This window comes from Celeribacter halophilus, from assembly GCF_900114135.1.
Lineage (GTDB): Bacteria > Pseudomonadota > Alphaproteobacteria > Rhodobacterales > Rhodobacteraceae > Celeribacter > Celeribacter halophilus.
This window is the reverse complement of the sequence record NZ_FORY01000005.1, coordinates 83,153-108,075: the sequence shown is the minus strand read 5'-3', so window position 1 is coordinate 108,075 and position 24,923 is coordinate 83,153. Positions and strand designations below refer to the sequence as shown.

Genomic DNA, 24,923 nt, shown 5'->3' with positions numbered 1-24,923 from the left:
GGCATCGGGTGATATGCGCCGGTTTGCATTTTTCGCCCGCTCTTGCCTTGTGCGACTTTTGCCATAGGTTTACCGGTAACATCCAATCGTTAAAATCGCGTTACCTTTGAGAGCAAGGAGCTTGTCAGCATATGTCTGAAGTCAATTCACAGGCCCGTATCGGGTTGATCGGGCTTGGCGTCATGGGGGCCAACCTGTCGCTCAACATCGCGGAAAAAGGCTTTCCCGTTGCGGTGTTCAACCGCACAGGCTCCGTCACCGATGATTTCGTCGCCTCCGCCGGAGAGTTGCGCGACAAGCTCGTGCCTGCGAAAACTTACGAAGACCTCGTGGCAGCACTCACAACGCCGCGTGCGGTGATTATCATGGTGCAAGCGGGCGGTCCCGTGGATGCGGTGATCGATGCGCTCACGCCTTTGCTCGATGAAGGCGATATGATCATTGACGCGGGCAATGCCGATTTTCATGACTCGCGCCGACGGGAAGCCGCCTTGCGGGCGAAGGGGCTGAATTTCATCGGCATGGGCGTGTCCGGCGGCGAAGAAGGGGCGCGACATGGCCCTTCGATCATGGTGGGCGGCAATCCGGCCTCCTATGAGACGATCCGCGATATTATCGAAGCCATTTCCGCCAAACATGACGGAGACCCTTGTGCGGCGCATTTCGGGCCTGACGGGGCGGGGCATTTCGTCAAGACGGTGCACAACGGGATCGAATATGCCGATATGCAAATGATTGCCGAGATTTACGGCCTCTTGCGGGATGGAGCGCACAAGGCTCCTGCGGAGATCGGCGCTTTGTTCGAATGCTGGGACAAAGGACCGCTCAAGTCCTATCTTGTAGAGATTTCCGCCAAGGTGCTTCAGGCGATTGACCCCGGCACGGGCAAGCCGATGGTGGATGTGATCGTGGATCGGGCGGGGCAAAAGGGCACCGGACGATGGACGGCAATCGAGGCGCTGACCTTGGGCCAGTCGCCTTCGACCATTGAGGCCGCTGTGGCTGCGCGTTCGTGGTCTTCGGCAAAGGATGCGCGTCTGGCCGGTGCCGATATTTTCGGTTCAGAGCCGGTGTCGGGGCTGACCTTGCCGACCGAGCCGGATTTCGAATCCGCGCTGTTGGTGGCGAAACTGGTGGCTTACGATCAGGGGTTCAAGCTGCTGAAAGCCGCGTCGGATCACTACGACTGGGGGCTTGATCTGGCCCGTGCGGCGGAGGTCTGGCGCGAGGGCTGTATCATCCGCTCGGCGCTTCTGGATGATATGGCCTCGGCGATCCGGTCGGGTCTTCCGCAAGAACAACTGATCTTCAGTGCCGACTTCGTGGCGCTGGTCAAAAACGGGCTTCCGGCGCTTCGGCGTGTTGTCGGCTATGCGTCGGCTTCCGGTCTGCCCGTTCCGGCCCTGTCCAATGCGCTGGCCTATTTCGACACGATGCGGCAGGCGCGCGGCACCACCGACCTCATTCAGGCACAGCGCGACTTCTTCGGCGCGCACGGGTTCGAGCGCACAGACGGCGGCGCGGGCCATCACGGACCGTGGGGCAGCGGCGCTCTGTAAGGGCGGCGCAGTGTAAGGCAAGGGGCGGGCGCTCTCTCGGACCGGTCTCTAGGGTCACGGGGAGCGCCGCCAGACCGCCGACGACCTACGTCCCCCGCCGTTTCGCGCGGAGTGTCGGGTCGGCTTCGGTCGGATCTTCGGGCCACGGGTGTCGAGGATAGCGGCCACGCATATCCTTGCGCACATCCGCATAGGAGGTCTTCCAGAAATTCGGCAGGTCCATCGTGACCTGAACGGGGCGCTGGGCGGGAGAGGTCAGAACCACTTTGAGCGGCACATGGTTCGGCCCGACCGTGGGGTGGCGTGTGGTGCCGAAAAATTCTTGCAACCGTCCGGTCACCTCGGGATGTTCGCCGGAGTAGTCAATCGGCAGCTTGCGCCCGACAGGGCTTTCGAACGATCCGGGCACCTCGCGGTCGAGACGCTGCATCTGGTCCCAGTCGAGCATGGCGCGCAGAGCCTCGGTGATGTCGAGCGCGCGCAGCTGGGCTTCGGTCTTCGCGCCCTTGAGATAGGGCAGGAGCCAGTCCTCCAGCGTTTCCAGAAGCGCGTCCTCCGACATGTCCGGATAGTCCGCCCCCATCAGACGCACCCGCGCCGCAAAGCGTTTCGCTGCCGCGCTCCACGGCAGTCCGATCTGGCGCAGACCGACCAGTGCGCCACGGGCAATCGCCTCTGCGGGCGCGTCTTTCCATTGCCGGTCATCCAGAACCAGCGCACCGAACATTTCCCGCCGCCGTGTTGTGACGCGGCGTTCACGCTTGTCCCAGTCACAGATATCGACCCAGTGGATCTGGTCGCCATAAAGACCGCGTAATTCGCTTTCGCTGATCTGGGCGGCCTGCCGGATGCGGGCATCCCGCGCGGCCCCGTCCGTATCCGTCACCACGATGAGACGTGCGCCTGCCAGATCGTCGGTTTCGGGCATCACGGCTCCCTTGCCGCCGGAGAGAAGGTAGCGGGGCTGGTCGCCCGGACGGCGCAATCCGATGCGGTCGGGATAGGCCAGCGCGGCCATCTCGCCAAGGCTCAGGGGCGGCGCATCCGGCAACCCTTTGCGCAGGCGCCTGGCCTCCTGTTTGATCCGCTCAAGCGTGCCGCGATCGGCATTGCCCGGAGAGGTCAGCGCGCGTATCCGCAAGGTCAAATCCACGCCCGCGCCGCGCAAGGGGTCGCGTTCGTTCAAGAGTGCGGCCAAATCTGCCGCCTGTGCCCCTGCGGTTTGCAGCATATGTGCAAGTCGAGGGTGAAGCGGTTTTGCGGCCAGAGCCTTGCCATGCGCCGTGATCCGCCCGTCAGTCTCCAGTGCGCCGAGGTTTTCGAGCAGGCTGCGCGCCTCGGACAGCGGACCGGCGGGCGGCGGGGTCAGGAAGGCAAGGTCATCTTCCGATGCGCCCCAAAGCGCCAGTTCCAACGCCAGCCCCGTAAGATCGGCGGTCTCAATCTCGGCAGGGGCAAAGGCGGGCAGGGCGCCTTCTTCGCCCTTGGTCCAGAGTCGGTAGCATACCCCTGTGGAGACACGCCCCGCGCGGCCCCGCCGCTGTTCGGCTTCGGCTTTCGAGGCCCGCTCCGTGACCAGCCGCGACATGCCGGAGGCCGGATCGAACCGTGCCCGCCGCGCCCGTCCGGCATCCACCACGATGCGGATGTCCTCAATGGTCAGGGAGGTTTCGGCAATCGACGTGGCCAAAACGATCTTGCGTCCGCTCTGTGTCGGCGCAATGGCGGCGCGCTGGTCGGCGAATTTCATGGCGCCGAACAGGGGGCGGATGGCGCAATCTGCGGGCACGCGCCCTTCAAGAAGGGACTGCACGCTGCGGATTTCGCCTTCGCCGGGCAGGAACACAAGTGCGGAGCCTTCGGCCTCGGACACCGCTTTCACGACGAGATCGGCTGTGGCCTGCTCAAGGCGTTGTTTCTTGGTCACGGGCGCGTCGAGCCAGCGGGTCTCTACAGGAAAGGCACGGCCTTCCGAGCGAATCACAGGCGCATCGTCCAGCAAGGCGGCCACGGGGGTGGCGTCCAGCGTGGCGGACATGACCACCAGCGCCAAATCGTCGCGCAGCGCCTGACGGACTTCCCAAGTGAGCGCCAGCCCGAGATCGGCGTTGAGGCTGCGTTCGTGAAATTCGTCAAAAATGACCGCGCCAATGCCGGACAGCTCGGGGTCGGTCTGCAACATGCGGGTCAGAATGCCTTCGGTCACCACTTCGATGCGGGTGGCTTTCGACAGTTTGGCCTCGCCCCGAATGCGGTAACCCACCGTCTCGCCCGCCCGCTCGCCCAGCGTTTGCGCCATGCGTTCGGCGGCGGTGCGGGCCGCAAGCCGTCGGGGCTCCAGCATGACGATCCTGCCTTTGATGACGGGCAACAGCGCCAAGGGGACGCGGGTGGTTTTCCCTGCGCCGGGAGGGGCCATGAGAACGGCGCGACCTTCGGCTTGAAGGGCGGTTGTCAGAGCGTCGAGAACATCATCAATGGGCAGGCGTGGTGTGAACATGGGCCACTTATGGGCCAAACGCCGCGCCGCGAAAAGGGGCGCGTTGAGGCAAAGCTCCACGCAAAACGATGTGCCGAAGGGGTGGACAACGCGGGCCTCTCGGGAGAAACCTGTGTCTCAGGGAAGGGCGGCAATTTTTTTGAGTGTGCCGGAAGACTGTTAATGGACATGAAACAACTTGCAGAAGACGTCATCGCCGGAAACCGTCGTGCGCTGGCGCGGGCGATCACCCTTGTGGAAAGTGGTCGGGACGATCACAGGGCGCAAGCGATCGAATTGATGGATATGATCGGGAAGTCCGGTCGTCAGGCGCTCCGGATCGGGCTATCAGGCACGCCGGGGGTCGGGAAATCCACCTTTATCGAGAGCTTCGGCATGATGCTCATCAAAGAGGGGCTCAAGGTGGCTGTTCTGGCGGTGGATCCGTCCTCCTCGCGCTCGGGAGGCTCTATTCTGGGTGACAAGACGCGGATGGAGCTGCTCTCTCGGGAGAAAAATGCCTTTATCCGTCCGTCTCCGGCGAAATCCGAACTGGGCGGTGTGGCGCGGCGCACGCGCGAGGCCGTGGGGCTTTGCGAAGCGGCGGGCTATGATCTGATCCTGATCGAGACGGTCGGCGTGGGGCAATCCGAAACCGTGGTCTCCGAGATGTCGGACCTGTTTTTGCTTTTGCTGGCCCCTGCTGGGGGCGACGAGTTGCAGGGGGTGAAGCGTGGCATCATGGAGATGGCTGACCTGATTCTGGTGAACAAGGCAGATGGTGATCTCAAATCGGCCGCCCAACGCACGTGTGCCGATTATGCCGGTGCGCTGCGGCTGATCCGCAAACGCCCGCAAGACCCGAAAGACTTTCCCAAGGCGATGACGGTCTCTGCTATCGAGGACAGGGGCTTGCGTGAGGCATGGGAAGAGATGAACACGCTGACGGACTGGCGCCGCGTCCACGGGTTCTTTGACAAGCGCCGCTCGGAACAGGCGGAATACTGGTTCGGGCAGGACATCCGGCACGGGCTTTTGTCCCAGCTTGAGAAAGAGCCGTTGAAATCCATGATCGCGGAACTGGCCCATCAGGTGGCGCAGGGGGAGATCACGCCGGGACATGCGGCGGCGGATGTGCTCAAGGCGCTTCAACAAGGTTGAGCGTTGTCGCGAGAAGGGCTTGACGATTCTCCCGTGATCGCCTATGCACCGCAAACTGAATTTCGGGCGCGGCTTCAGGGCTGTGTCCTTTTCTGTTGGAAAACGGTTTTTCCTGTCACTCTTGCTGCTTTTCGGACTTGCGTCCGTGGCGGGGGTGCGTAAAAGAGGGCCGATCAAGACAGAATATGAGTCTTTTAAACTGCGAGAGCCTAGCTTTCGAAAGTAGAAACGAGGATGAACCCATGTCGCGTCGTTGCGAACTGACCGGTAAAGGCCCGATGACTGGCAACAATGTCAGCCACGCCAAAAACAGAACCCGCCGCCGTTTCCTTCCGAACCTCAACGATGTGACGCTGATTTCGGAATCCCTCGGCCGTTCTTTCAAACTGCGGATTTCCGCCGCTGCCCTGCGCTCCGTTGACCACCGTGGTGGTCTGGATGCCTTCCTTGCGAAAGCAAAGGATGATGAGCTGTCGGATAACGCTCTGAAAATCAAGAAAGAGATCGCAAAAGCTCAGGCTGCTGCGTAATCCTTTCGGATTTCTGATTGGGAAGCCCCCGCGAAGTTTCATCTTCGCGGGGGTTTTCTCTTTTCCGCGACAGCGTGCGACAGATGTGCCGCAGGTCTCGCGGCATTCCCCCTCTTTCTTTTCACGCGTGCTTCGCTAAACTGCGCTCTGCAATGTCAGTCACTCGCACGATAAACGCCCTTGTGGTCGCTCTTTTGCTTGTCGTCACGTCCCAGTCCATGGCCGTGGCGCGGGGCACGATGCGCGATGCCACAGGTGCGGTGGTGATCTGCACTGGCACAGGACCGCTTACCGTTCTGACGGATGCGGATGGTCAACCGGTCGGACCGGCGCATATTTGTCCCGATTGTGCCCTGTCCGTGATCGCGGGGTTGGCGGAGGCATTCGACCTGCTCCCGCCTGTGCAACGCATGATGCAAGTGACCCCGCTGGTTCCGGTCCATCCTGTGCATGACACGGTCCCGCCGCGGCCCCGTGCGCGGGCGCCACCTTTGGTCTGAGTTCTTCCCTTCCAAGACACCCAAAGACCACAAGGATATGACATGACTTTCAAAACTACGCTTCTGGCCGGACTGGCCGCCTGTGCTTTCGCCCTGCCTGCTTTTGCGGATATCACTATCGAAGACGCCTATGCCCGCTCTTCCGGTATGATGGCCAAGACCGGTGCCGCTTTCTTCACCATCCACAACAGCGGCGATGAAGACGATCAACTGATCGACGCCACGTCCGACATTGCGAAAGTGACCGAGCTGCACACCCATAAAGACATGGGCGATGGCATCATGAAGATGATGCATGTTCCCGAAGGCTTCACCGTTCCCGCCCACGGGATGCATGCGCTGGCGCGTGGCGGTGATCATGTGATGTTCATGGGGCTTTTGAAGCCGATGAACCAAGGCGATATCGTCACCGTCACCCTCACCTTCGAGAAGGCCGGTGACATCACTGTTGAAATTCCGGTGGATCTGGAGCGCAAAGAAATGGAAATGCCGATGGAGCATGACCATGAACACAGCCATGAGCACGAGCATAAGCACGACTAACTCTTGCTCTGATCCGGTTTTGAAAGGCACGTGTTTCGGCGCGTGCCTTTTTTCTTGCGAAGATCGCAAAACCCTTGAAAAATGTCGGAGAGCGAAGCGGGAAATTATGGCCCGTATCGCGCTTTTCTTGACAATTGAAGAGACAGATCATGCTGAGCGTTTATACGTTGCCGGAGGCTTTCTCGCCTGCCGAATGTGATGCGATCATACTGCTGGCCCGTGAGGAAAAGCTGGCGGATGCGGGGCTTGTGAGGAACCGCTCCGACCATAACCTGCGCCGCGCCGATTTGGCGTGGCTCGACGAGCGCGCAGGCGGCGGGTGGATCATGGAGCGGATCATGAAACTGGTGGCCGAGGCCAACCGCGAATGTTTCGATTTTGCGCTGACGGAATTTGGCGAAAGCCCGCAGGTCGCCCGCTACGGGGCGGAGCGTGAGGGGCATTTCACATGGCATTCCGACATCGGCGAGGGGGCCTTGGCATCGCGGCGCAAGCTGACGATGGTGGTGCAACTGTCTGACGGGAACGACTATGAAGGTGGCATGCTGGAGCTACAACCCGATGCAAATATTCGACAAGCCGACCGCGCCAAGGGCTCTGCGGTGTTGTTCCCGTCCTTCGTGCTGCACCGTGTCACCCCCGTGACCGCTGGTGAGCGCTATTCCCTGTCAACCTGGGTGCATGGTCAGGCGTTTCGATGAGTATTTTTGCCACAAAGGAAACGCCCTTTGGCTGCTCAGGTGTTTTGAGACGCGAGAACGTCCGTGACCCAAGCGGGAACGATGCGGGATGCAGGCCCTTCATGCACCTCGTCAAAACGCGCGCCGGAGGCTTCGAGGTTTAGCTCAACTGTGCGAATGCCAAGTTGTTGTGCCATTTGGCCGAAACCTGCGGCGGGGTAGACCACGCCGGATGTGCCTATGGCGACAAAGAGGTCACTGTCTTCCAGCGCGGTTTGGATGGCGTCCATGTGGTAAGGGATTTCTCCGAACCAGACGATATCCGGTCGGGTGGCGGCAGTGCCGCAGGCGGGGCAGGGGTCTGTGACATGCATCTCCATCGGCGCGGGCCAGCGATGGCCGCAGGCGGCGCACATGGCATCTTTCAAGGCGCCGTGCATATGAATGACCTTCTGTGCGCCAGCGCGTTCCAGTAGGTCGTCCACATTCTGTGTGACCAGATAGACCGTCCCGTCATACTCCGCCTGTAAACGCGCGAGCGCCTGATGGGCGGCATTGGGTTCGGCTTTGGCAGCTTGCGTACGGCGCATGTTGTAGAATCGCTGCACCAGTTCCGGATCGCGGGCAAAGGCTTCGGGCGTGGCCACGTCTTCGACGCGGTGATCTTCCCAAAGCCCGTCCTCGGCGCGAAAGGTTTTCAATCCGCTTTCGGCTGACAGGCCTGCGCCGGAAAGAATGAAAATACCGCCTGACATTTGCGCCTCCTGTGTCTTGGTGTGTTTTGCGCCTGTGTGCATACCGCGCACGGCAGTTTCACCCTGCCTCGCGTTGCGCGGGCGAGCAAGAGGTTTGGCGGATTCGGGTGGGCGTTGTGGCACTATGCCCGCCGGTCAGCCGTTTGCCGGCTCCGGCGGGGTGTTTGGGCAGATAGGAGTGGGACTCAGCCGCAATATTGCGCGGCGGTCTCGCCGAAGGTCTTGTAGCGTTTCCAGAAGGCTTCATGGCTGGCATTGTCCGACTGGCGAATATCCTGCGCCTTTTGCGGATTCTTGAAGAACTTTGCCGCCTGACGCTGGTCCTTGTTGGAAAGGGTCAGATCGGCCGCCTGCTGGATGCAGCCGCACAGGGACCGGTTGTTGGCGGCGCGGTCAGATGCCAGACAGGCCCGCTCGATCGCACCGGCCGAAGCGCTCATCGGGGACAGGGTCGCAGTTGCGGTGGCCGCAATGGTGGCGAATGCCATTAGGGATTTCTTCATGTTTCTGCCTCTCGATCCAATGGGTGGCCCCGTCTTTTTGTGCTTACGCACCCGCAGGGTCCACGATTTTGGTGAATATCGCGCTGAGAATGCCTGAGTCTGGGCCGCGAGGCAATTGTGGAGTTTGTGATTGGGTGCGATGGGCGGAGGGTTGCCCAACCGTCAGTGAAATACCATTTTGTTGTTGTGTTTTTGAGGTGCTCCAATGGCGAAATATATATTTTTTATCGATGAGAGTGGCGATCAGGATTTGGATCGCTTTCGCGCAGGAATATCGACCAAAGGGTCTGAGCCTTTCTTGGTGTTTGGTGGTGCGCTTATTGTGGCATCGGAAAGAGAAAGCTTAGAGGAGCAGCTACAAGCCATACAAGAGCGCATTGGTAAAAACACATTGCATTGTTCCGACTTGAATCATTTGCAGCGATCCTTCTATGCGCGTTCGGCGAAAAATATGCACTTTCTCGCTTTTGGTGCGGTGTCAAAAAAAGCAACAGTGGGCGGTTACAAAAGCGAGATTGAAGGGCCGCAGCAGGCCGAATACTATTACAACAAGTGTGCTCAATATCTTTTGGAGCGCATTGCAGATTTTGCAAAGGTGAATGAGATTAAGCCTGAAGATATTCGAATCGTATTTGAGAAAAAGGGTAAACATAATTACGAGCAGTTGCGCAATTTTATATCAAGGATAAGAACTGACCCGGCGCCAAAGTATAGAAGCTCCAAGGTCTTGCGACACATTGACCCTCGAATGATTGAGGCCGTCGCAAAAAATGATGACCGATTGCTATGTCTTGCCGACTTGGTTGCTCACGCAATATTTGTAAGTCTTTCGGAAACGAAAACGAATTTCGGCATTCCTGAGCAAAGGTATTTTCGAGAGATAAAGCCAAAATTTTGGTGTGACCCTAAAACCGGACGGATCGCGAAGTGGGGGATTAAATTTATAAAGGGGCCGGTTGCAATGGAGTTGAGGGGTGAGACAATGCGGATGGTCAATAAGCTCTACAAGCCCAACGAAGCATTAATTAAAAAATAGGCATTGATTGCTACGCTTTCGTTGCTTTCTCTTGCCATTCCCCCCCTTTCCCCGCATAGAACTCAGCCAAACCATCATCTGCTGAGGCCTGTTATGACCGAGCTGAAAAATATCCGGAATTTCTCCATCGTGGCCCATATCGACCACGGCAAGTCGACGCTTGCCGACCGTCTGATCCAATCCACAAATACCGTGGCAGATCGGGATATGCAGGCGCAGTTGCTTGACAGTATGGATATCGAACGCGAACGCGGGATCACGATCAAGGCGAACTCCGTGCGCATCGACTACCATGCGCAGGACGGGCAGGATTATGTGCTCAACCTCATTGATACGCCCGGCCATGTCGACTTTGCCTATGAGGTCAGTCGCTCCATGCAGGCGGTCGAAGGCTCGCTTCTGGTGGTGGATGCTACGCAGGGGGTCGAGGCGCAGACGCTGGCCAATGTCTACCAAGCGATTGATGCGGATCACGAAATTGTCCCCGTGCTCAACAAGATCGACCTGCCCGCCGCCGAGCCGGAGCGGGTCTGTGAGCAGATCGAGGATGTGATCGGGATTGATGCCTCCGAGGCGATCGAGATTTCCGCCAAGACCGGCATCGGCATCCCCGATGTGTTGGAAGCCATCGTCACCCGTCTGCCCGCGCCCAAGGGCGAGCGCGATGCGCCGCTCAAGGCCATGCTGGTCGACAGTTGGTATGACCCCTATCTGGGGGTGGTCGTGATGATCCGTGTTATTGATGGCACGGTCAAAAAAGGCGACCAGATTCGCATGATGCAGACGCGGGCGACCTACAAGATCGACAAGCTCGCCGTGCTCAAGCCTCAGATGGTGGATATTCCCGAGCTTGGCCCGGGCGAGATCGGTATTTTTACCGCTTCGATCAAACAGGTGCGCGACACCAAGGTGGGCGACACGATCACCCACGAGAAAAAACAGTGCGCCGAACCGCTTCCGGGGTTCAAACCGTCGATTCCCGTGGTGTTCTGTGGCCTGTTTCCGGTCGATGCCAATGATTTCGATGACCTGCGTAGCGCAATCGAGAAGCTGCAACTCAACGATGCGTCCTTTAGTTCCGAAATGGAAACCTCTGCGGCGCTGGGTTTCGGCTTCCGCTGCGGCTTCCTCGGGCTTTTGCACCTTGAGGTGATCCGCGACCGTCTGGAACGCGAATACGACCTCGATCTCATCACCACCGCGCCCTCTGTGGTCTACAAAATCTATATGAAGGACGGCACGGTCGAAGACCTGCACAACCCTGCCGATATGCCCGATCTGACCTATGTCGATCACATCGAAGAGCCGCGCATCAAGGCGACGATCATGGTGCCCGATGAATATCTGGGTGATGTGCTCAAGCTCTGTCAGGACCGCCGCGGCATCCAGCTGGACCTGACCTATGCAGGGACCCGTGCGATGGTTGTTTATGACCTCCCGCTCAACGAAGTTGTGTTCGATTTCTATGATAGGCTCAAATCTATTACCAAAGGGTATGCGTCCTTCGATTATCAGTTCACGGAGTATCGTGAAGACAATCTGGTGAAGATGCAGGTGCTTGTGAATGACGAGCCTGTGGATGCGCTGTCCATGATGGTGCACCGTGACCGCGCAGAGAGCCGTGGCCGTGTCATGTGCGAAAAGCTCAAGGAGCTGATTCCGCGCCATATGTTCAAGATCCCGATTCAGGCGGCGATTGGTGGCAAGGTGATCGCGCGTGAGACCCTGTCGGCGCTGCGCAAGGACGTGACGGCCAAATGTTACGGTGGTGACGCGACGCGCAAGAAGAAGCTTCTGGAAAAGCAGAAGGCGGGTAAAAAGAAGATGCGTCAGTTCGGGAAGGTCGAAATCCCGCAGGAAGCCTTTATCAAGGCGCTTAAGATGGACAATTGACGCGCTGCGCGAAAGTCCTGTGCGATTGGTTTTCAGAGAGCCGCCCTTCGGGGCGGTTTTTTCTTGTCTGGTTGTGCATTTTGGGCGTTTGGAAGGGTCAGTTTCACCGTCATTTCCCGCTCTGCGCACCCGCTTTGAAAAGTTTTTTTGCAGGCCGGATGTTTTTTCGCGATTCCGTGCTTGACGAGGGCACGCCCCGGCCATAGAACGCCCCTCACGTTCAGGACACGGTCCTGTTCGGGCAGTGAGCGGTTGTAGCTCAGATGGTTAGAGTGCCGGCCTGTCACGCCGGAGGTCGCGGGTTCGAGCCCCGTCAACCGCGCCACCACTGCCCAAGATTAGCGCCACTTAGGCGCCGCCTGAAAAGGCACAGCGCGGTTGTAGCTCAGCTGGTTAGAGTGCCGGCCTGTCACGCCGGAGGTCGCGGGTTCGAGCCCCGTCAACCGCGCCACTTTTCTTCCTCTCGACTTTCCTCCTCAGTGACATTCGAAAACGTGAACATCGCCAAGGGCGGATCACGCTTGCTATCTTGCGGCGTTTTGACACAGCTTGCGCCATGACACATTTGACCCTGCGCGTCTCTGCGCTGCTTCTCCTTACGCTTGTCGCCTTTGCGGGCAATTCGGTGCTGACCCGTGCGGCGCTTGTCGATCCGGCAAATGGTGCGACTTCCTTTGCTGCGGTCCGGCTTTTATCCGGTGCCTTGATGCTGGGTCTGATCGGCGGATTTGCCCGCCACAGCGTCACACCGAGGCTTCGTGACCTCCCGGCGGTTCTGGCGCTCTTCCTCTATGTGTTGGGCTTCTCTCTGGCCTATCGCGCCATGTCGGCGGCGACCGGTGCGCTCATTCTCTTTGCCTTTGTGCAGATCACCATGCTCGCCGTCGCATTGCGGCGCGGGGTGCGTCTGTCCGGCTTCGGCTGGCTCGGTCTGGCGCTGGCCTTGGGCGGGCTTGTGTGGCTCCTGTCACCGGGTCTGTCGTCGCCCCCGTTGACTGCGGCCCTGTTGATGTCCGGCGCAGGTGTGGCTTGGGGGGCTTACAGCATCTTGGGGCAGGGCGGCGGCGATCCGGTCGGGCGCAGCATCCGCAATTTCATCGGAGCCGTGCCCTTGGCGCTTGTCTTGCTGCTTGTCGTGCCTGTGAGCCTCACAGCCTCCGGCTGGGCGCTCTCCGTCGCTTCGGGGGCCTTTGCCTCTGCCTTGGGCTATGTGCTGTGGTATCGCGTGCTGCCGTTGATCCCTGTGCCCTTGGCGGCCAGCGCACAGCTTTCCGTGCCGGTGATTACGGCGCTGGGCGGGGCGCTGTTGCTGTCAGAGCCGATCTCTTTGCAACTGGTCGGTGCTTGCGCGCTCGTCCTGACGGGGATTGCCCTCTCGGCGCGCAAATAGAGCGTCTGTGTCAGTCGATTCGGTAGGGCAGGGTGCCGCGGCTGTTCGGGTCGATGGTCAGGCGGCGTTCCAGCGGCGGGATCGAACGCTGGTGACAGTCCCGACGTTCGCAAATCCGGCAGGAAATCCCGATCGGCTCGAAAGCGGCAGGTTTGGTCACGTCGAGGTCGTCGGCATAGACCATCTCCGAGGCATGCGTGACCTCGCAGCCCAGCCCGATGGCGTAGCGGCGCACTGGCGCGTGGAAGGAGCCGCCGGGTTTGGATACATCACGGGCAATCGAGAGGTAGCGCACCCCGTCCGGCGTCTCGGCCAGTTGCCGCAGGAAATGTCCGGGGCGTTCGAAGGCCTGATGCACATTCCAGAGCGGACAGGCCCCACCATAGCGGGCGAATTGCAGCCGCGTGGCGGAGTGGCGTTTGGTGATCGTGCCGGCCTGATCGACGCGGACGAAATAGAAGGGGATGCCCTTCGCGCCGGGCCGCTGGAGCGTGGACAGACGGTGCGCCACCTGTTCGACCGAGGCGCCAAACCGTTCGGCCAGCATCTCCAGATCGTGACGGGTCTCCTGCGCGGCTTCCAGAAAGGCACCGTAGGGCATCAGCGCGGCACCGGCGAAATAGTTCGCCATGCCGATCCGTGCAATCTCGCGGGCCTCTTCGCTCTGGAACCGCGCCAGATCAAGCGTGGCGTCCAGAAGCTTGCTTTGCGTGGTCAGGGCCAGCTGGTGCAAAATCTGGAAGCGGCGCGTGGCGCTGGAGGCGCGCGAGGAAATGGTCAACTCGCTTGCTCTGGCATCGAAGCGGCGCAGTTCCTTGTCGCCGGAGCGCAGGGTGATGCCCTTTTGCTCCAGTGTCTCGATGGCGGCGTGCACAACATCGCGGGCCTCGCCATGCGGGCGGGCGAAATTCTCGGCGGCGCGGTCTACGGCGTCGATGTAATTGTCGCAATAGTGGAAGAAATCGCGCACCTCTTCCCAAGGGCTGGGGCGTGCCGGACTGTTTTCGCGGTCCAGCGCCTCGTCCATCGAGGCCAGCCGCTCCGTGGTCTGGCGATAGGCGCGGTGCAGTTCGAGGAAGGCGCGGGCCAGTGCGGGGGCGTTGGAGGCGGCGAGACGCAGGTCGGCCAGCGGTGGCGCGCCATCGGCAAAGACCGGATCGGCCAGCGCCTCACGCATATCCGTCACCATGCGTTCGGCGTCACCCGAGCTTAACTCCGTGACATCAAAGCCGAATTCCTGTGCCAGCGCGAGCACAACGCCGGTGGAGACCGGACGGTTGTTGTTCTCCATCTGGTTGAGATAGGGCAGCGACACCCCGAGCTTTTCCGCGAACATGCGCTGTGTCAGACCGAGCCGTGTGCGGGTCTCGCGCAATTTTGCTCCGGCATAGAGTTTTTGCTGGGCCATTTGTCCTCGCTTTTGCGGATATTCGGGCGGAATTTACCCTTTGCAAAGTGGAATTTGCCACTGCAAACCCTGTCTTGCAAGAGGGCTGTTGCCGCTAGATCCTGCGAAAGTGGCCTAGCGGATGCCCAGAGCGCGTTCGCGGTGGACGACCCAAAGCGCCGCGAGGATGGAGGAGAACGACGCGCAGAGCATGATCACCATAAGCGGCATGGCGCCGCCGTCTTCGGTCAGCACGGAGCCAGCAAAAGCCGACAGAACCGCGCCGCCGCCGATATACATCGCGCCGCCCAGACCGGCGGCTGTGCCCGCGAGATGGGGGCGCACGGAGAGGGAGCCTGCGATGGAGTTGGGAAGTTGCATCCCGTTGCCAAGGCCCAGCAGGGTGATGAAGGCAAAAAAGCTTTCGGCGGTGGCGCGTTCAAGCAGGAACAGGCACAGCGAAGCCAGCACGCCCGCCGAGCAGACCGCAGCGCCGATGAGGATCATGGCGTTCATGCCCAGCCGTGCCGAGAATTTCCCCGCCAGAAAATTGCCAAAGAAATAGCCGACGGCGGGGGCGGCCATATAGAGGCCCAAGCGGTCTTCGGTCAGGCCAAAGACATGGGAGCCTAAAAACGGCGCGCCGCCGAGAAATGCGAAATAGGCGCCGGAGGCGGTGGCGGCGGAAATGGCATAGCCCAGAAACCGTTGCGAGCGCATAAGTTCGGGAAATCCGCGCAGGGCGTCGCGCATGGAGCCTTGCGATTTGGGTGCGGTTTCTCCGGCGTCAAAATAGACTGTGACGAGCAGGAGAAGGCCCACGGCGAACAAAAGCCAGAAGCTGCTCTGCCAGCCAAACAGTGTGGTGAGGTAACCGCCGACCGTAGGGGCCACCATCGGAACCAGAGACATGCCCATGGTGACATAGGCGATCATTTGTGCGGCTTCCTCGCCCGGCACCATGTCACGCACGATGGCGCGGGACAGCACCATTGCGGTGACGATCCCCGCCTGTGCGGCACGCATCAAGAGGAAAATCTGTGCTGAAGGTGCAAAGATTGCGCCAAGAGTTGCGGCGAGGAAGATCAGGATGCCGCCGATCAGGACGGGGCGGCGCCCGAACCGGTCGGAAAGCGGGCCGATGGCCAGTTGCATCGTGGCATTGACCGCCAGAAAAATCGCAATCGAAAGCTGCATCACGCTATACTTGGTGCCGAAATATTCGGTCATCTCCGGCAGCGCGGGCAGGAACACGTTCATGCTCATGGCGGATGTGCCCGCCATAAGTACGAGTGTCGCGATATGCGGCGGGGTGGTTCTGTCGAGGAAGCGTGAGATCGGTTTTTGAGCCATTGCGCCAAGATACGCAGCCGCGCGAGCCTGTCCATGCGCAATCTGGCAGAACGCGGCTTTGTTTTTGCACAGCCCGCAGAGAGGGTCCTGCGCTGGTGTGTGACAGGTGAAGTTTCAGCGAGCCGCGGTCTGGCAATATATTTGCAGTTTTGCGTTATACAGCATCTTGGGTTTGCATCTTTTGCAAATCTGCCAGACTCCGCTATGAAATATTATTGCGAGCACCTATGGTGCCAGAGAAATGACGAGGAGGCCTATCCGTGAAAGACATCATCCAAGAACTTCACGATCGCCGCGATGACGCCCGTTTGGGAGGCGGTCAGCGTCGCATCGACAGCCAGCATGCCAAGGGCAAGCTGACCGCGCGCGAACGGATCGAACTGTTGCTGGACGAAGACAGCTTTGAAGAGTTCGACATGTTCAAAACCCATCGCTGCACCGACTTCGGTATGGAGCAGAGCAAACCCTATGGCGATGGTGTCATCACCGGTTGGGGAACGATCAACGGGCGGATGGTCTATGTCTTTTCACAGGACTTTACGGTCTTCGGCGGGTCTCTGTCGGAAACCCACGCCGAGAAAATCTGCAAGATCATGGATATGGCGGTGCAAAACGGCGCGCCTGTGATCGGGCTCAATGACTCGGGTGGTGCGCGGATTCAGGAAGGGGTGGCCTCGCTCGCTGGCTATGCCGAAGTGTTCCAGCGCAATATCATGGCCTCTGGCGTCGTGCCGCAGATCTCCGTGATCATGGGGCCATGTGCGGGTGGTGCTGTGTATTCTCCGGCAATGACCGACTTTATCTTCATGGTCAAAGACACATCCTACATGTTCGTGACCGGCCCCGACGTGGTGAAAACCGTCACCAACGAGGTTGTCACCGCCGAAGAACTGGGTGGGGCGTCGACCCATACGAAAAAATCTTCTGTCGCGGACGGGGCGTTTGAGAACGATGTGGAGGCGCTCACCGAAGTGCGTCGTCTGGTCGATTTCCTGCCGCTCAACAACCGCGAAAAGGCACCTGTGCGTCCGTTCTTTGATGAGCCGAACCGGATCGAGCCTTCTTTGGACACGATCATTCCGGACAATGCGCACACGCCTTATGATATGAAGGAAGTGATCCACAAGATCGCGGACGAGGGCGATTTCTACGAAATTCAGGAAGAGCACGCCAAAAACATCATCACTGGCTTTATCCGCCTCGAAGGCCAGACGGTCGGCGTTGTGGCGAACCAGCCGATGGTGCTCGCAGGTTGTCTCGACATTGACAGTTCGAAAAAAGCCGCGCGGTTTGTGCGCTTCTGCGATGCCTTTGAAATTCCGGTTCTGACGCTGGTTGATGTGCCGGGATTCCTGCCGGGGACATCGCAAGAATACGGCGGTGTGATCAAACACGGGGCGAAACTTCTGTTCGCTTATGGCGAAGCCACCGTGCCGAAAGTGACCGTGATCACCCGCAAAGCCTATGGCGGGGCCTATGACGTGATGGCGTCCAAGCACCTGCGCGGGGATTTCAACTACGCATGGCCGACCGCAGAGATCGCGGTGATGGGGGCCAAAGGCGCAACCGAGATCATCCACCGTGCCGATCTGGGCGATGCGGAGAAGATTGCAGCGCATACGCAGAACTACGAAGACCGGTTCGCCAATCCCTTCGTGGCCGCCGAACGGGGCTTTATTGATGAGGTGATCCAGCCGCGCTCTACCCGCAAACGGGTGGCGCGGGCCTTTGCGAGCTTGCGCAACAAGAAGCTCGAAAACCCTTGGAAAAAACACGACAATATCCCGCTGTAAGGCGGGGTGTCGGATCCCCTATGGGCCAAACTCGCTGGCATATGTCCACGGAAGACGGTGCGCTTACACTGGCGCGCCGGATGCCTGCGCGGTTCGATGTTGCGGCGACGACCGTGATCGAAGGCGGGGCAGGCCTGCGCAAGGCTCGTGTGGCGCATCAGGTGCGTCAGGACATGTGGCGTGCGCTTCAGAACCTGCGCGGCTTTGCGCCCGTGGTGCGGGTGCGCAGTTCGGGGGACAACCTTGAGATCACCGCTGGCGGCGCGGTCGCCGGACGGTTCCCGAAAACCGAGACAGAGGCACGCATCCGTGCCGTGCTCGACAATGAACACCACCGTGCCCGTTGGGGCCGATATGCAAAGGAGGCCAAGAGATGATCGCACGACTGTCCGCGTTGACCCTGCTGGCCTCTGTTATGGCTGTTTCGGCGGTCGCAGACCTGTCTCCGGTAGAGCCACAGGACTTGACCCCACCTTCGGGGCAGCCGGTAGAGTTCTATGAGACGATCATGGATCAGCCCGCGATGGGGCTGACCGCGCGGTTCCGGTTCCTTGCGCCGCAATTGTCGCACTATCTCGATAGCTTGAGCTATGAGGAGCTGGAGGCCGACCTGTCCTATCTGTGCGACAGCTATGCCCTGCCGCGTCTGAGTGTGCCCGAGCCTGCGATGATCGTGATTTCTCTGACCGAAGCTCCCGTGGAATTCGGTGCGCCCGCGCCAGATATGGCGCAGGTTTTCGAGGCCTATCACCCTGCGGACGGGTCTTGTGAATGGGAGGCGTTCTGATCATGGCGCCGAAGTTCCATATGTTCTCCAGCGGTCCGCGTCCCGTCGCTCCGTTTTCCCATGCGGTCGAGGACGACGGCTGGGTGATCCTGACCGGCCAGATGCCGACCGATCCCACAGCACCGGCCGCCCCTCTGCCCGAAGGGATCGAGGCGCAAACCCGCCGCGTGATGGACAATCTTTTGCTGATTTTGGGCGAATTGGGCCTCGGCGCAGAGCATATTATGCAGTGCCGGTGCTTTTTGACCGCGTTTGAACGCGACTATGCCCTGTTCAACGAGACCTACAAAAGCTACTTCCCCGCAGACAGGCTACCGGCACGCACCACAGTGGGCGTGACCGCTTTGGCCGTTGGCGCTCTGGTCGAGATCGACCTGATCGCCCGTAGACCTGACCCAGAGACGTGAGAGGGAAGACAGCTGATGGCACGCGATTACATGCTCAAACACAAGGGGTTTCCGGGACGTTTGCCCGGCTCCGACTATCAATTCACCATCCGGCGCGCGAACCCCAAAGGGGTGACGCCGATCAAGGCGCTGGAACGCTACAAGGATCGCAAGGCAGCGGACAAACGCGCCGATGCGGGGTTCATGAAAGCCTTGTGGGAGTATTTCGGCGAAGAAGAATTCGAACGCGGCAATCTGGACGCGGGACGGTTGTCCTGGCTGTTCGGACGCGAGGTTGTGCCGGCCGATCCGGATGATTTCGATCCGGCCTCCTATGAGGCCCGCCTGAAGATCGACGCGCGCCGCGCGATGGCCTCTTTCCCCGAAATTTTCGCGGAAGATGCTCCTGAGGACATGCCCGATTGGGACGAAATGTGGAACGGAGAGAACGACGAGTGATGCGCGGGTTTTTGCTTGGCATAACAGCATTTGCGCGAACTGCTGCCAGTTTTGGCGGACAGGGCGGCTGCGCTCTTGTGAAGATGCAGGCAAAATCCCATCCTCAAATCATGGCAAAGACGTCCAGCAACGTCGGAGCCTGTTCTGAAAACCGTTACCCTTCCCCTCTGGCGAGGTCTGTGCTTCCCCCGCACGGCCCTCGCCACTCTTTCTCCGGTCGGGGCGGTTTGCTGTTTCCGGCCTCCGGTGCTGGGCGTTGTTTCGCCGAGGCACTCCGTGTTTGCGAAATGTTCTTTGCTCAGGCGGTTGACTGGGCTAGAATCCACTCAGTCATAACCACATCAAGAGCAGAAAAATGCGCAAATCCATTCTTATTCTCGGCCTCGTCTCTTCCGCTGTCCTCGCGGGCTGCATGTCTACCGACGGTGAACGTGCCCTCGCAGGTGCCGCAGCAGGTGCAGTTGTCGCCGATGCGACCGACAACAACGCGCTCACAGGCGCGGCTATTGGCGCGCTCGCGGGCACCTATTGCGACGACGCAGGCATTTGTAACTGATCACTATGCTTTGACCGACGCGCAGGCGCGTCGGTTCGAGACCATACAAAAACGCTTCCCGGGCCAGCCCGTCCGGGGGGCTTTTTTTATGCTTGAAACGTTTTCGAAAGCCGCTGGCAGACAGCGGGCTGTGAAAGCGTCCACGACGATTGAGCGTTGTATGCGTTTCCGGTTCAAGTCGTGTTTCAACATGGACTGGAAACGCTTTGAAACCACTGGCCTGATCCGGGGATGGCCCGCCAAGACGCGGTCCCGGATGTGGCAGCTTTAGGAAAGGGAGAGGGACGGGAGATGTTCGACAAGATTTTGATTGCGAACCGTGGCGAGATTGCCTGCCGGGTGATGAAAACCGCCAAGAAAATGGGGATCAAGACGGTCGCCATTTATTCCGACGCGGACAAGAACGCGCTGCATGTTGAGATGGCGGACGAAGCCGTGCATATCGGTCCGTCGCCGGCCAACCAGTCCTATATTGTCATCGACAAGGTGATGGACGCGATCCGGCAGACCGGCGCGCAGGCGGTGCATCCGGGCTACGGGTTCCTGTCCGAGAACTCCAAATTCGCCGAGGCGCTCGCCGCCGAAGGTGTTGCTTTTGTCGGCCCGCCCACGGGTGCGATTGAGGCGATGGGCGACAAGATCACCTCCAAGAAACTGGCTCAAGAGGCCGGTGTCTCCACCGTTCCGGGGTATATGGGCCTGATCGAGGACGCGGATGAGGCCGTGAAGATTTCCAATGAAATCGGCTATCCGGTGATGATCAAGGCCTCCGCCGGTGGTGGTGGTAAGGGTATGCGGATTGCATGGAATGACGAGGAGGCCCGCGAAGGATTCCAGTCGTCCAAGAACGAGGCCGCAAGCTCCTTTGGCGACGACCGGATTTTTATCGAGAAATTCGTGACCCAGCCGCGCCACATCGAAATTCAGGTTCTGTGTGACTCCCACGGCAACGGCATCTACCTCAACGAGCGGGAATGTTCGATCCAGCGTCGCAACCAGAAGGTCATCGAAGAGGCGCCGAGCCCCTTCCTTGACGAAGCCACCCGCAAGGCGATGGGCGAGCAGGCCGTGGCACTGGCCAAGGCCGTGGATTACAGCTCTGCGGGCACGGTGGAATTCATCGTGGACGGAGATCGCAACTTCTACTTCCTTGAAATGAACACCCGTCTTCAGGTGGAACACCCTGTCACAGAGATGATCACCGGTATTGATCTGGTCGAACAGATGATCCGTATCGCCGATGGCGAGCCGCTCACGATCACGCAGGACGATGTGAAAATCAACGGCTGGGCGATGGAAAGCCGCCTCTATGCCGAAGACCCCTATCGCAATTTCCTGCCGTCAATCGGCCGGTTGAGCAAATATCGTCCGCCTGCGGAGATTGTCACCAAAACCAACATGGTGCGCAATGATACCGGCGTGTTCGAGGGCGGTGAGATCTCGATGTATTATGACCCGATGATTGCCAAGCTTTGCACATGGGGACCGGATCGGGCGACCGCGATTGAAAACATGCGCAATGCGCTCGACGCCTTCGAAGTGGAAGGCATCGGCCACAACCTGCCGTTCCTCTCGGCTGTCTATGACCACCCGAAATTTGTTTCGGGGAACATGACCACCGCTTTCATCGAAGAGGAATATCCCGACGGGTTCCAAGGGACCACGCTGCCCTATGAGGAACTGGAACGGATCGCGGCGGCGGCTGCGGCCATGTATCGGGTGACGGAGATCCGGCGCGCGCGTATTTCGGGCCGTATGGACAACCACGAGCGCATGGTGGGCGCGGATTGGGTCGTCCAGATCGGGGAGTATGATTTCCCGCTGACCATCGAAGCCGACAAAAATGGCTCCACCGTGCTGATCAACGACAAGAAACATCGTTGTGAAAGCACTTGGGTGCCGGGGCAGACTTTGGCGCTGATCGGCATGGAACACGGGACGCTGACGCTTAAGGTTGGCAAAATCCCCGGTGGTTTCCGCATCCGCAACCGTGGCGCGGACCTCAAGGTTTTCGTGCGCACGCCGCGCGCGGCGGAACTGTCGAAACACATGATCGAGAAACTGCCGCCGGACACGTCGAAAATGTTGCTCTGCCCGATGCCGGGCCTGATCGTCAAAGTCGATGTGGAAGAGGGCGACGAGGTGCAGGAAGGTCAGGCGCTTTGCACCGTCGAGGCGATGAAAATGGAAAACATCCTGCGCGCAGAACGCAAGGGCGTGGTGTCCAAGATCAACGCCGGTGCGGGCGACAGCCTTGCGGTTGATGAAGTGATTATGGAGTTTGAATAACTCTCATGCAGGCGCGGCGCGCATATCAGACAGGGGCGGGACATGCCCTTGTCTCGGGCGGTGAGGTCATAGCCTCGTCGCCTTGCCGCGCCTGTGTGTCGCTTTTGGCTCTGGCCCGTGTCAGGCACGCGGAGCCGCGCAGGGGGCGGATTTATCTATCCGCCAGCTCCTGCTGTCTGAGCGGGGTCTTGTCAATCGCACGGGTGATTTCGCGCACGTCCCACGGCACGGGCTTGCGGAACATCACGCGTCCGTCCTTGTCCACGATGACAAGCGCAAAGCCGCGAGGCCGTAGCGCCGTGCGGATCGGAGAACGCGCATCCGGATCGGTGTCGATGAGCACCACCACGTCGCGTTCCAGCAACGGGTCGGGGCGGTCTTCCAAAAGGGCGATCTGGTCACTGAAAGATGGGTCCAGAGGGCTGTCGGCAAAGATCACCAGCACGCGTGCGGCCCATTTGAACTCCGACAGTTCGGTCTCGCCCGCAGGCTGGATCAGCGGCACCGGCTCTTGTGGCGCTTCGGTGGCCTCCTGCGCAGAGGCAAAGGCGGCGGGCATGAGAAAAAGCGCAGTAAGTGCTGTGGCATAGAGATGTTTCATCGGTCCTCCCGGGGTGTATCCTATATAGGGCGGCGGGACGGCCAAACCAAGGATGATCGCACCCTTTTGGGAGATGCGAGTGAATGACGGAGAGGAGCCGGAGATGACGGACAGGAAAAAGTGGGAAGAACTGGCCACGAAAGAACTCAGGGGCAAGCCGCTTGAGTCGTTGCAGTGGGAGACTTTGGAGGGGATCAAGGTCAAGCCGCTCTATGCCGAAGACGACCTGCAGGACATGGCCCATCTCGGCAATACGCCCGGCACGGCGCCCTTCACCCGTGGCGTGAAAGCGACCATGTATGCGGGCCGCCCGTGGACCATTCGCCAATATGCGGGCTTCTCCACCGCTGAAGAATCCAACGCGTTTTACCGCAAGGCGCTGGATGCCGGCCAACAGGGGGTCTCCGTGGCCTTCGATCTGGCAACGCACCGCGGTTATGACTCGGATCACCCGCGCGTGGTGGGCGATGTGGGCAAGGCCGGTGTGGCGATTGACTCGGTCGAGGACATGAAAATCCTCTTTGACGGTATCCCGCTCGATAAGGTGTCCGTGTCGATGACCATGAACGGCGCGGTGATCCCGATCCTCGCCAGCTTCATTGTGACCGGTGAGGAGCAGGGCCATGACAAATCCGTGCTCGCTGGGACCATTCAGAATGACATTCTGAAAGAGTTCATGGTGCGCAACACCTATATCTATCCGCCCGAACCCTCGATGAAGATCATCGCGGACATCATAGAGTTTACCGCCAACGAGATGCCGAAATTCAACTCCATCTCGATTTCCGGCTACCACATGCAGGAAGCGGGCGCGAACCTTGTACAGGAGCTGGCCTTCACGCTGGCCGATGGGCGCGAATATGTGCGTACCGCGATCAACGCCGGTATGGATGTCGATAAATTCGCCGGACGCCTGTCGTTCTTCTTCGCCATTGGCATGAATTTCTTCATGGAGGCGGCAAAGCTGCGGGCGGCGCGGTATCTGTGGAACCGCGTGATGGAGGAGTTCGAACCCAAGCTCGAAAAATCCAAAATGCTGCGGACCCACTGTCAGACCTCGGGCGTATCGCTGCAAGAGCAAGACCCCTATAACAACGTGATCCGCACGGCCTACGAGGCCATGTCGGCGGCGCTCGGCGGCACGCAAAGCCTGCACACCAACGCGCTCGACGAGGCCATCGCGCTTCCGACCGAGTTCTCCGCACGTATTGCCCGCAACACTCAGTTGATCTTGCAAGAAGAGACCGGCATCACCAATGTCGTCGATCCGCTGGCTGGGTCTTACTATGTCGAAAGCCTGACCAAGGAACTGGCGGACAAGGCTTGGGCCCTGATGGAAGAGATCGAGGACATGGGCGGCATGACCAAAGCGGTCAATTCCGGCATGCCGAAGCTGCGCATCGAGGAAACAGCAGCCAAGCGTCAAGCGCAGATCGACCGTGGCGAAGAGGTGATCGTCGGCGTCAACAAATACCGCAAGGACAACGAAGACCCGATCGACATTCTCGACGTGGACAACGTGGCCGTGCGCAAGAGCCAGATTGCCCGTCTCGAAAAGATCAAAGCCACCCGCGACACCGCCAAGGTCGAAGAGACCCTTGGCGCGTTGGAAGCGGCGGCGAAATCCGGCGAGGGCAACCTCCTCGCACTGGCGGTCGAAGCCGCCCGTGCCCGTGCAACCGTGGGAGAGATTTCAATGGCGATGGAGAAAGCATTCGGACGTCACCGCGCCGAAGTGAAAACCCTCGCGGGCGTCTATGGGGCGGCCTATGAGGGGGACGAGGGCTTTGCCCAGATCCAGAAGGATGTCGAAACCTTCGCAGAGAAAGAAGGCCGTCGCCCGCGGATGCTTGTGGTCAAGATGGGGCAGGACGGGCACGACCGCGGTGCGAAAGTGATCGCCACGGCCTTTGCCGATATCGGCTTTGACGTGGACGTTGGTCCGCTGTTCCAGACGCCAGAAGAGGCCGCACAGGACGCCATCGACAACGATGTGCATATCGTCGGCATCTCGTCTCAGGCCGCCGGTCACAAGACGCTTGCGCCGAAGCTGATCGAAGCGCTGAAAGAGCAGGGTGCCGAGGACATTATCGTGATCTGTGGTGGTGTGATCCCGCAGCAGGACTACGAATTCCTCTATAACGCAGGGGTGAAGGCGATCTTCGGGCCGGGAACCAATATTCCGGCAGCGGCGCGTCAGATTCTTGATCTGATCTCGACCGAGTAAGTTTCGTAGCTCACAACACGCCATGAAAAAGGGCCGGGGGAATGATCCTCCGGCCC

At 59.8% G+C, this 24,923-nt stretch carries 23 protein-coding genes and 2 tRNA genes; 19 read left to right on the top strand and 6 right to left on the bottom strand.

What is annotated here, in order from left to right; translation table 11 throughout:
• Positions 1–131 precede the first annotated feature (131 nt).
• Positions 132–1,559: an NADP-dependent phosphogluconate dehydrogenase gene (gene gndA, locus BM152_RS06600; RefSeq protein WP_066599486.1), complete on the top strand. Its 1,428-nt coding sequence runs from the start codon at positions 132–134 to the stop codon at positions 1,557–1,559.
• Positions 1,560–1,644: 85 nt separating this feature from the next.
• Here gndA and hrpB read toward each other — a convergent pair whose 3' ends face one another.
• On the bottom strand, positions 1,645–4,059 hold the full coding sequence (gene hrpB / locus BM152_RS06595) for an ATP-dependent helicase HrpB (RefSeq protein ID WP_066599483.1): 2,415 nt from the start codon (positions 4,057–4,059) through the stop codon (positions 1,645–1,647).
• Positions 4,060–4,221: 162 nt separating this feature from the next.
• On the opposite strand from hrpB, the gene meaB reads away from it, so the two are divergent.
• The 5 genes from meaB to BM152_RS06570 all read left to right on the top strand — a co-directional run bounded on the left by meaB (position 4,222) and on the right by BM152_RS06570 (position 7,473).
• Complete coding sequence (gene meaB, locus BM152_RS06590; RefSeq protein ID WP_066599733.1) at positions 4,222–5,199, top strand: methylmalonyl Co-A mutase-associated GTPase MeaB; 978 nt, start codon at positions 4,222–4,224, stop codon at positions 5,197–5,199.
• Positions 5,200–5,441: 242 nt separating this feature from the next.
• Positions 5,442–5,729 (top strand): 50S ribosomal protein L28, encoded by a 288-nt coding sequence (rpmB, locus tag BM152_RS06585; protein ID WP_066599481.1) that lies wholly within the window; start codon positions 5,442–5,444, stop codon positions 5,727–5,729.
• Positions 5,730–5,881: 152 nt separating this feature from the next.
• Complete coding sequence (locus tag BM152_RS06580) at positions 5,882–6,229, top strand: DUF2946 family protein (RefSeq protein WP_066599479.1); 348 nt, start codon at positions 5,882–5,884, stop codon at positions 6,227–6,229.
• A 42-nt stretch (positions 6,230–6,271) separates the two neighbouring features.
• Positions 6,272–6,772 (top strand): copper chaperone PCu(A)C, encoded by a 501-nt coding sequence (locus BM152_RS06575; RefSeq protein WP_066599477.1) that lies wholly within the window; start codon positions 6,272–6,274, stop codon positions 6,770–6,772.
• 149 nt (positions 6,773–6,921) lie between these two features.
• Positions 6,922–7,473 (top strand): 2OG-Fe(II) oxygenase, encoded by a 552-nt coding sequence (locus BM152_RS06570; protein ID WP_066599474.1) that lies wholly within the window; start codon positions 6,922–6,924, stop codon positions 7,471–7,473.
• Between the two features lie 35 nt (positions 7,474–7,508).
• On the opposite strand, the gene BM152_RS06565 is transcribed toward BM152_RS06570, so the two are convergent.
• On the bottom strand, positions 7,509–8,207 hold the full coding sequence (locus BM152_RS06565; protein ID WP_066599470.1) for an NAD-dependent deacylase: 699 nt from the start codon (positions 8,205–8,207) through the stop codon (positions 7,509–7,511).
• Between the two features lie 185 nt (positions 8,208–8,392).
• A complete protein-coding gene (locus BM152_RS06560) occupies positions 8,393–8,710 on the bottom strand; it encodes a hypothetical protein (protein ID WP_066599467.1) in 318 nt (105 codons plus the stop codon).
• A 205-nt stretch (positions 8,711–8,915) separates the two neighbouring features.
• Between BM152_RS06560 and BM152_RS06555 the strand changes: the two genes are divergently transcribed.
• The 5 genes from BM152_RS06555 (at position 8,916) to BM152_RS06535 (ending at position 13,029) form a co-directional block, all read left to right on the top strand.
• On the top strand, positions 8,916–9,746 hold the full coding sequence (locus BM152_RS06555) for a DUF3800 domain-containing protein (RefSeq protein WP_066599464.1): 831 nt from the start codon (positions 8,916–8,918) through the stop codon (positions 9,744–9,746).
• Positions 9,747–9,839: 93 nt separating this feature from the next.
• Positions 9,840–11,639, top strand: coding sequence for a translation elongation factor 4 (lepA, locus tag BM152_RS06550; protein ID WP_066599460.1), 1,800 nt, complete (start codon positions 9,840–9,842; stop codon positions 11,637–11,639).
• A 248-nt stretch (positions 11,640–11,887) separates the two neighbouring features.
• A tRNA-Asp gene (locus BM152_RS06545) sits at positions 11,888–11,964 on the top strand.
• A gap of 49 nt (positions 11,965–12,013) precedes the next feature.
• Positions 12,014–12,090, top strand: a tRNA-Asp gene (locus BM152_RS06540).
• 105 nt (positions 12,091–12,195) lie between these two features.
• A complete protein-coding gene (locus BM152_RS06535) occupies positions 12,196–13,029 on the top strand; it encodes a DMT family transporter (RefSeq protein ID WP_066599456.1) in 834 nt (277 codons plus the stop codon).
• A gap of 10 nt (positions 13,030–13,039) precedes the next feature.
• Here the strand turns inward: BM152_RS06535 and BM152_RS06530 are convergent, their stop codons facing one another.
• Together BM152_RS06530 and BM152_RS06525 are read right to left on the bottom strand one after the other, a co-directional pair.
• Positions 13,040–14,437, bottom strand: a complete 1,398-nt coding sequence (locus BM152_RS06530) for a helix-turn-helix domain-containing protein (protein WP_066599453.1) — start codon at positions 14,435–14,437, stop codon at positions 13,040–13,042.
• Positions 14,438–14,551: 114 nt separating this feature from the next.
• A complete protein-coding gene (locus BM152_RS06525) occupies positions 14,552–15,769 on the bottom strand; it encodes a multidrug effflux MFS transporter (protein WP_066599451.1) in 1,218 nt (405 codons plus the stop codon).
• 260 nt (positions 15,770–16,029) lie between these two features.
• Here BM152_RS06525 and BM152_RS06520 point away from each other — a divergent pair, with 260 nt between their 5' ends.
• The 7 genes from BM152_RS06520 to BM152_RS06485 all read left to right on the top strand — a co-directional run bounded on the left by BM152_RS06520 (position 16,030) and on the right by BM152_RS06485 (position 22,039).
• Entirely contained in the window at positions 16,030–17,562 is a 1,533-nt protein-coding gene (locus tag BM152_RS06520) for an acyl-CoA carboxylase subunit beta (protein WP_066599447.1), read from the top strand.
• A gap of 20 nt (positions 17,563–17,582) precedes the next feature.
• Entirely contained in the window at positions 17,583–17,939 is a 357-nt protein-coding gene (locus BM152_RS06515) for a hypothetical protein (RefSeq protein ID WP_066599445.1), read from the top strand.
• Positions 17,936–18,349 carry a DUF6497 family protein gene (locus BM152_RS06510; protein ID WP_066599439.1) on the top strand — a complete coding sequence of 138 codons (414 nt, stop codon included), beginning with the start codon at positions 17,936–17,938 and terminating at the stop codon, positions 18,347–18,349. The genes BM152_RS06515 and BM152_RS06510 overlap by 4 nt, the downstream gene beginning before the upstream one ends.
• A gap of 2 nt (positions 18,350–18,351) precedes the next feature.
• A complete protein-coding gene (locus BM152_RS06505) occupies positions 18,352–18,756 on the top strand; it encodes a RidA family protein (protein ID WP_111481354.1) in 405 nt (134 codons plus the stop codon).
• Between the two features lie 30 nt (positions 18,757–18,786).
• Complete coding sequence (locus BM152_RS06500) at positions 18,787–19,194, top strand: hypothetical protein (protein WP_066599727.1); 408 nt, start codon at positions 18,787–18,789, stop codon at positions 19,192–19,194.
• Positions 19,195–19,549: 355 nt separating this feature from the next.
• On the top strand, positions 19,550–19,750 hold the full coding sequence (locus BM152_RS06495) for a glycine zipper 2TM domain-containing protein (RefSeq protein ID WP_066599437.1): 201 nt from the start codon (positions 19,550–19,552) through the stop codon (positions 19,748–19,750).
• Between the two features lie 291 nt (positions 19,751–20,041).
• Entirely contained in the window at positions 20,042–22,039 is a 1,998-nt protein-coding gene (locus BM152_RS06485) for an acetyl-CoA carboxylase biotin carboxylase subunit (protein WP_066599431.1), read from the top strand.
• A 151-nt stretch (positions 22,040–22,190) separates the two neighbouring features.
• Here BM152_RS06485 and BM152_RS06480 read toward each other — a convergent pair whose 3' ends face one another.
• On the bottom strand, positions 22,191–22,640 hold the full coding sequence (locus BM152_RS06480; protein ID WP_066599429.1) for a DUF4174 domain-containing protein: 450 nt from the start codon (positions 22,638–22,640) through the stop codon (positions 22,191–22,193).
• Positions 22,641–22,743: 103 nt separating this feature from the next.
• On the opposite strand from BM152_RS06480, the gene scpA reads away from it, so the two are divergent.
• The gene (scpA, locus tag BM152_RS06475; RefSeq protein WP_066599425.1) at positions 22,744–24,867 is read left to right on the top strand and encodes a methylmalonyl-CoA mutase; all 2,124 of its coding nucleotides are present in this window, start codon (positions 22,744–22,746) and stop codon (positions 24,865–24,867) included.
• Positions 24,868–24,923: the final 56 nt, after the last annotated feature.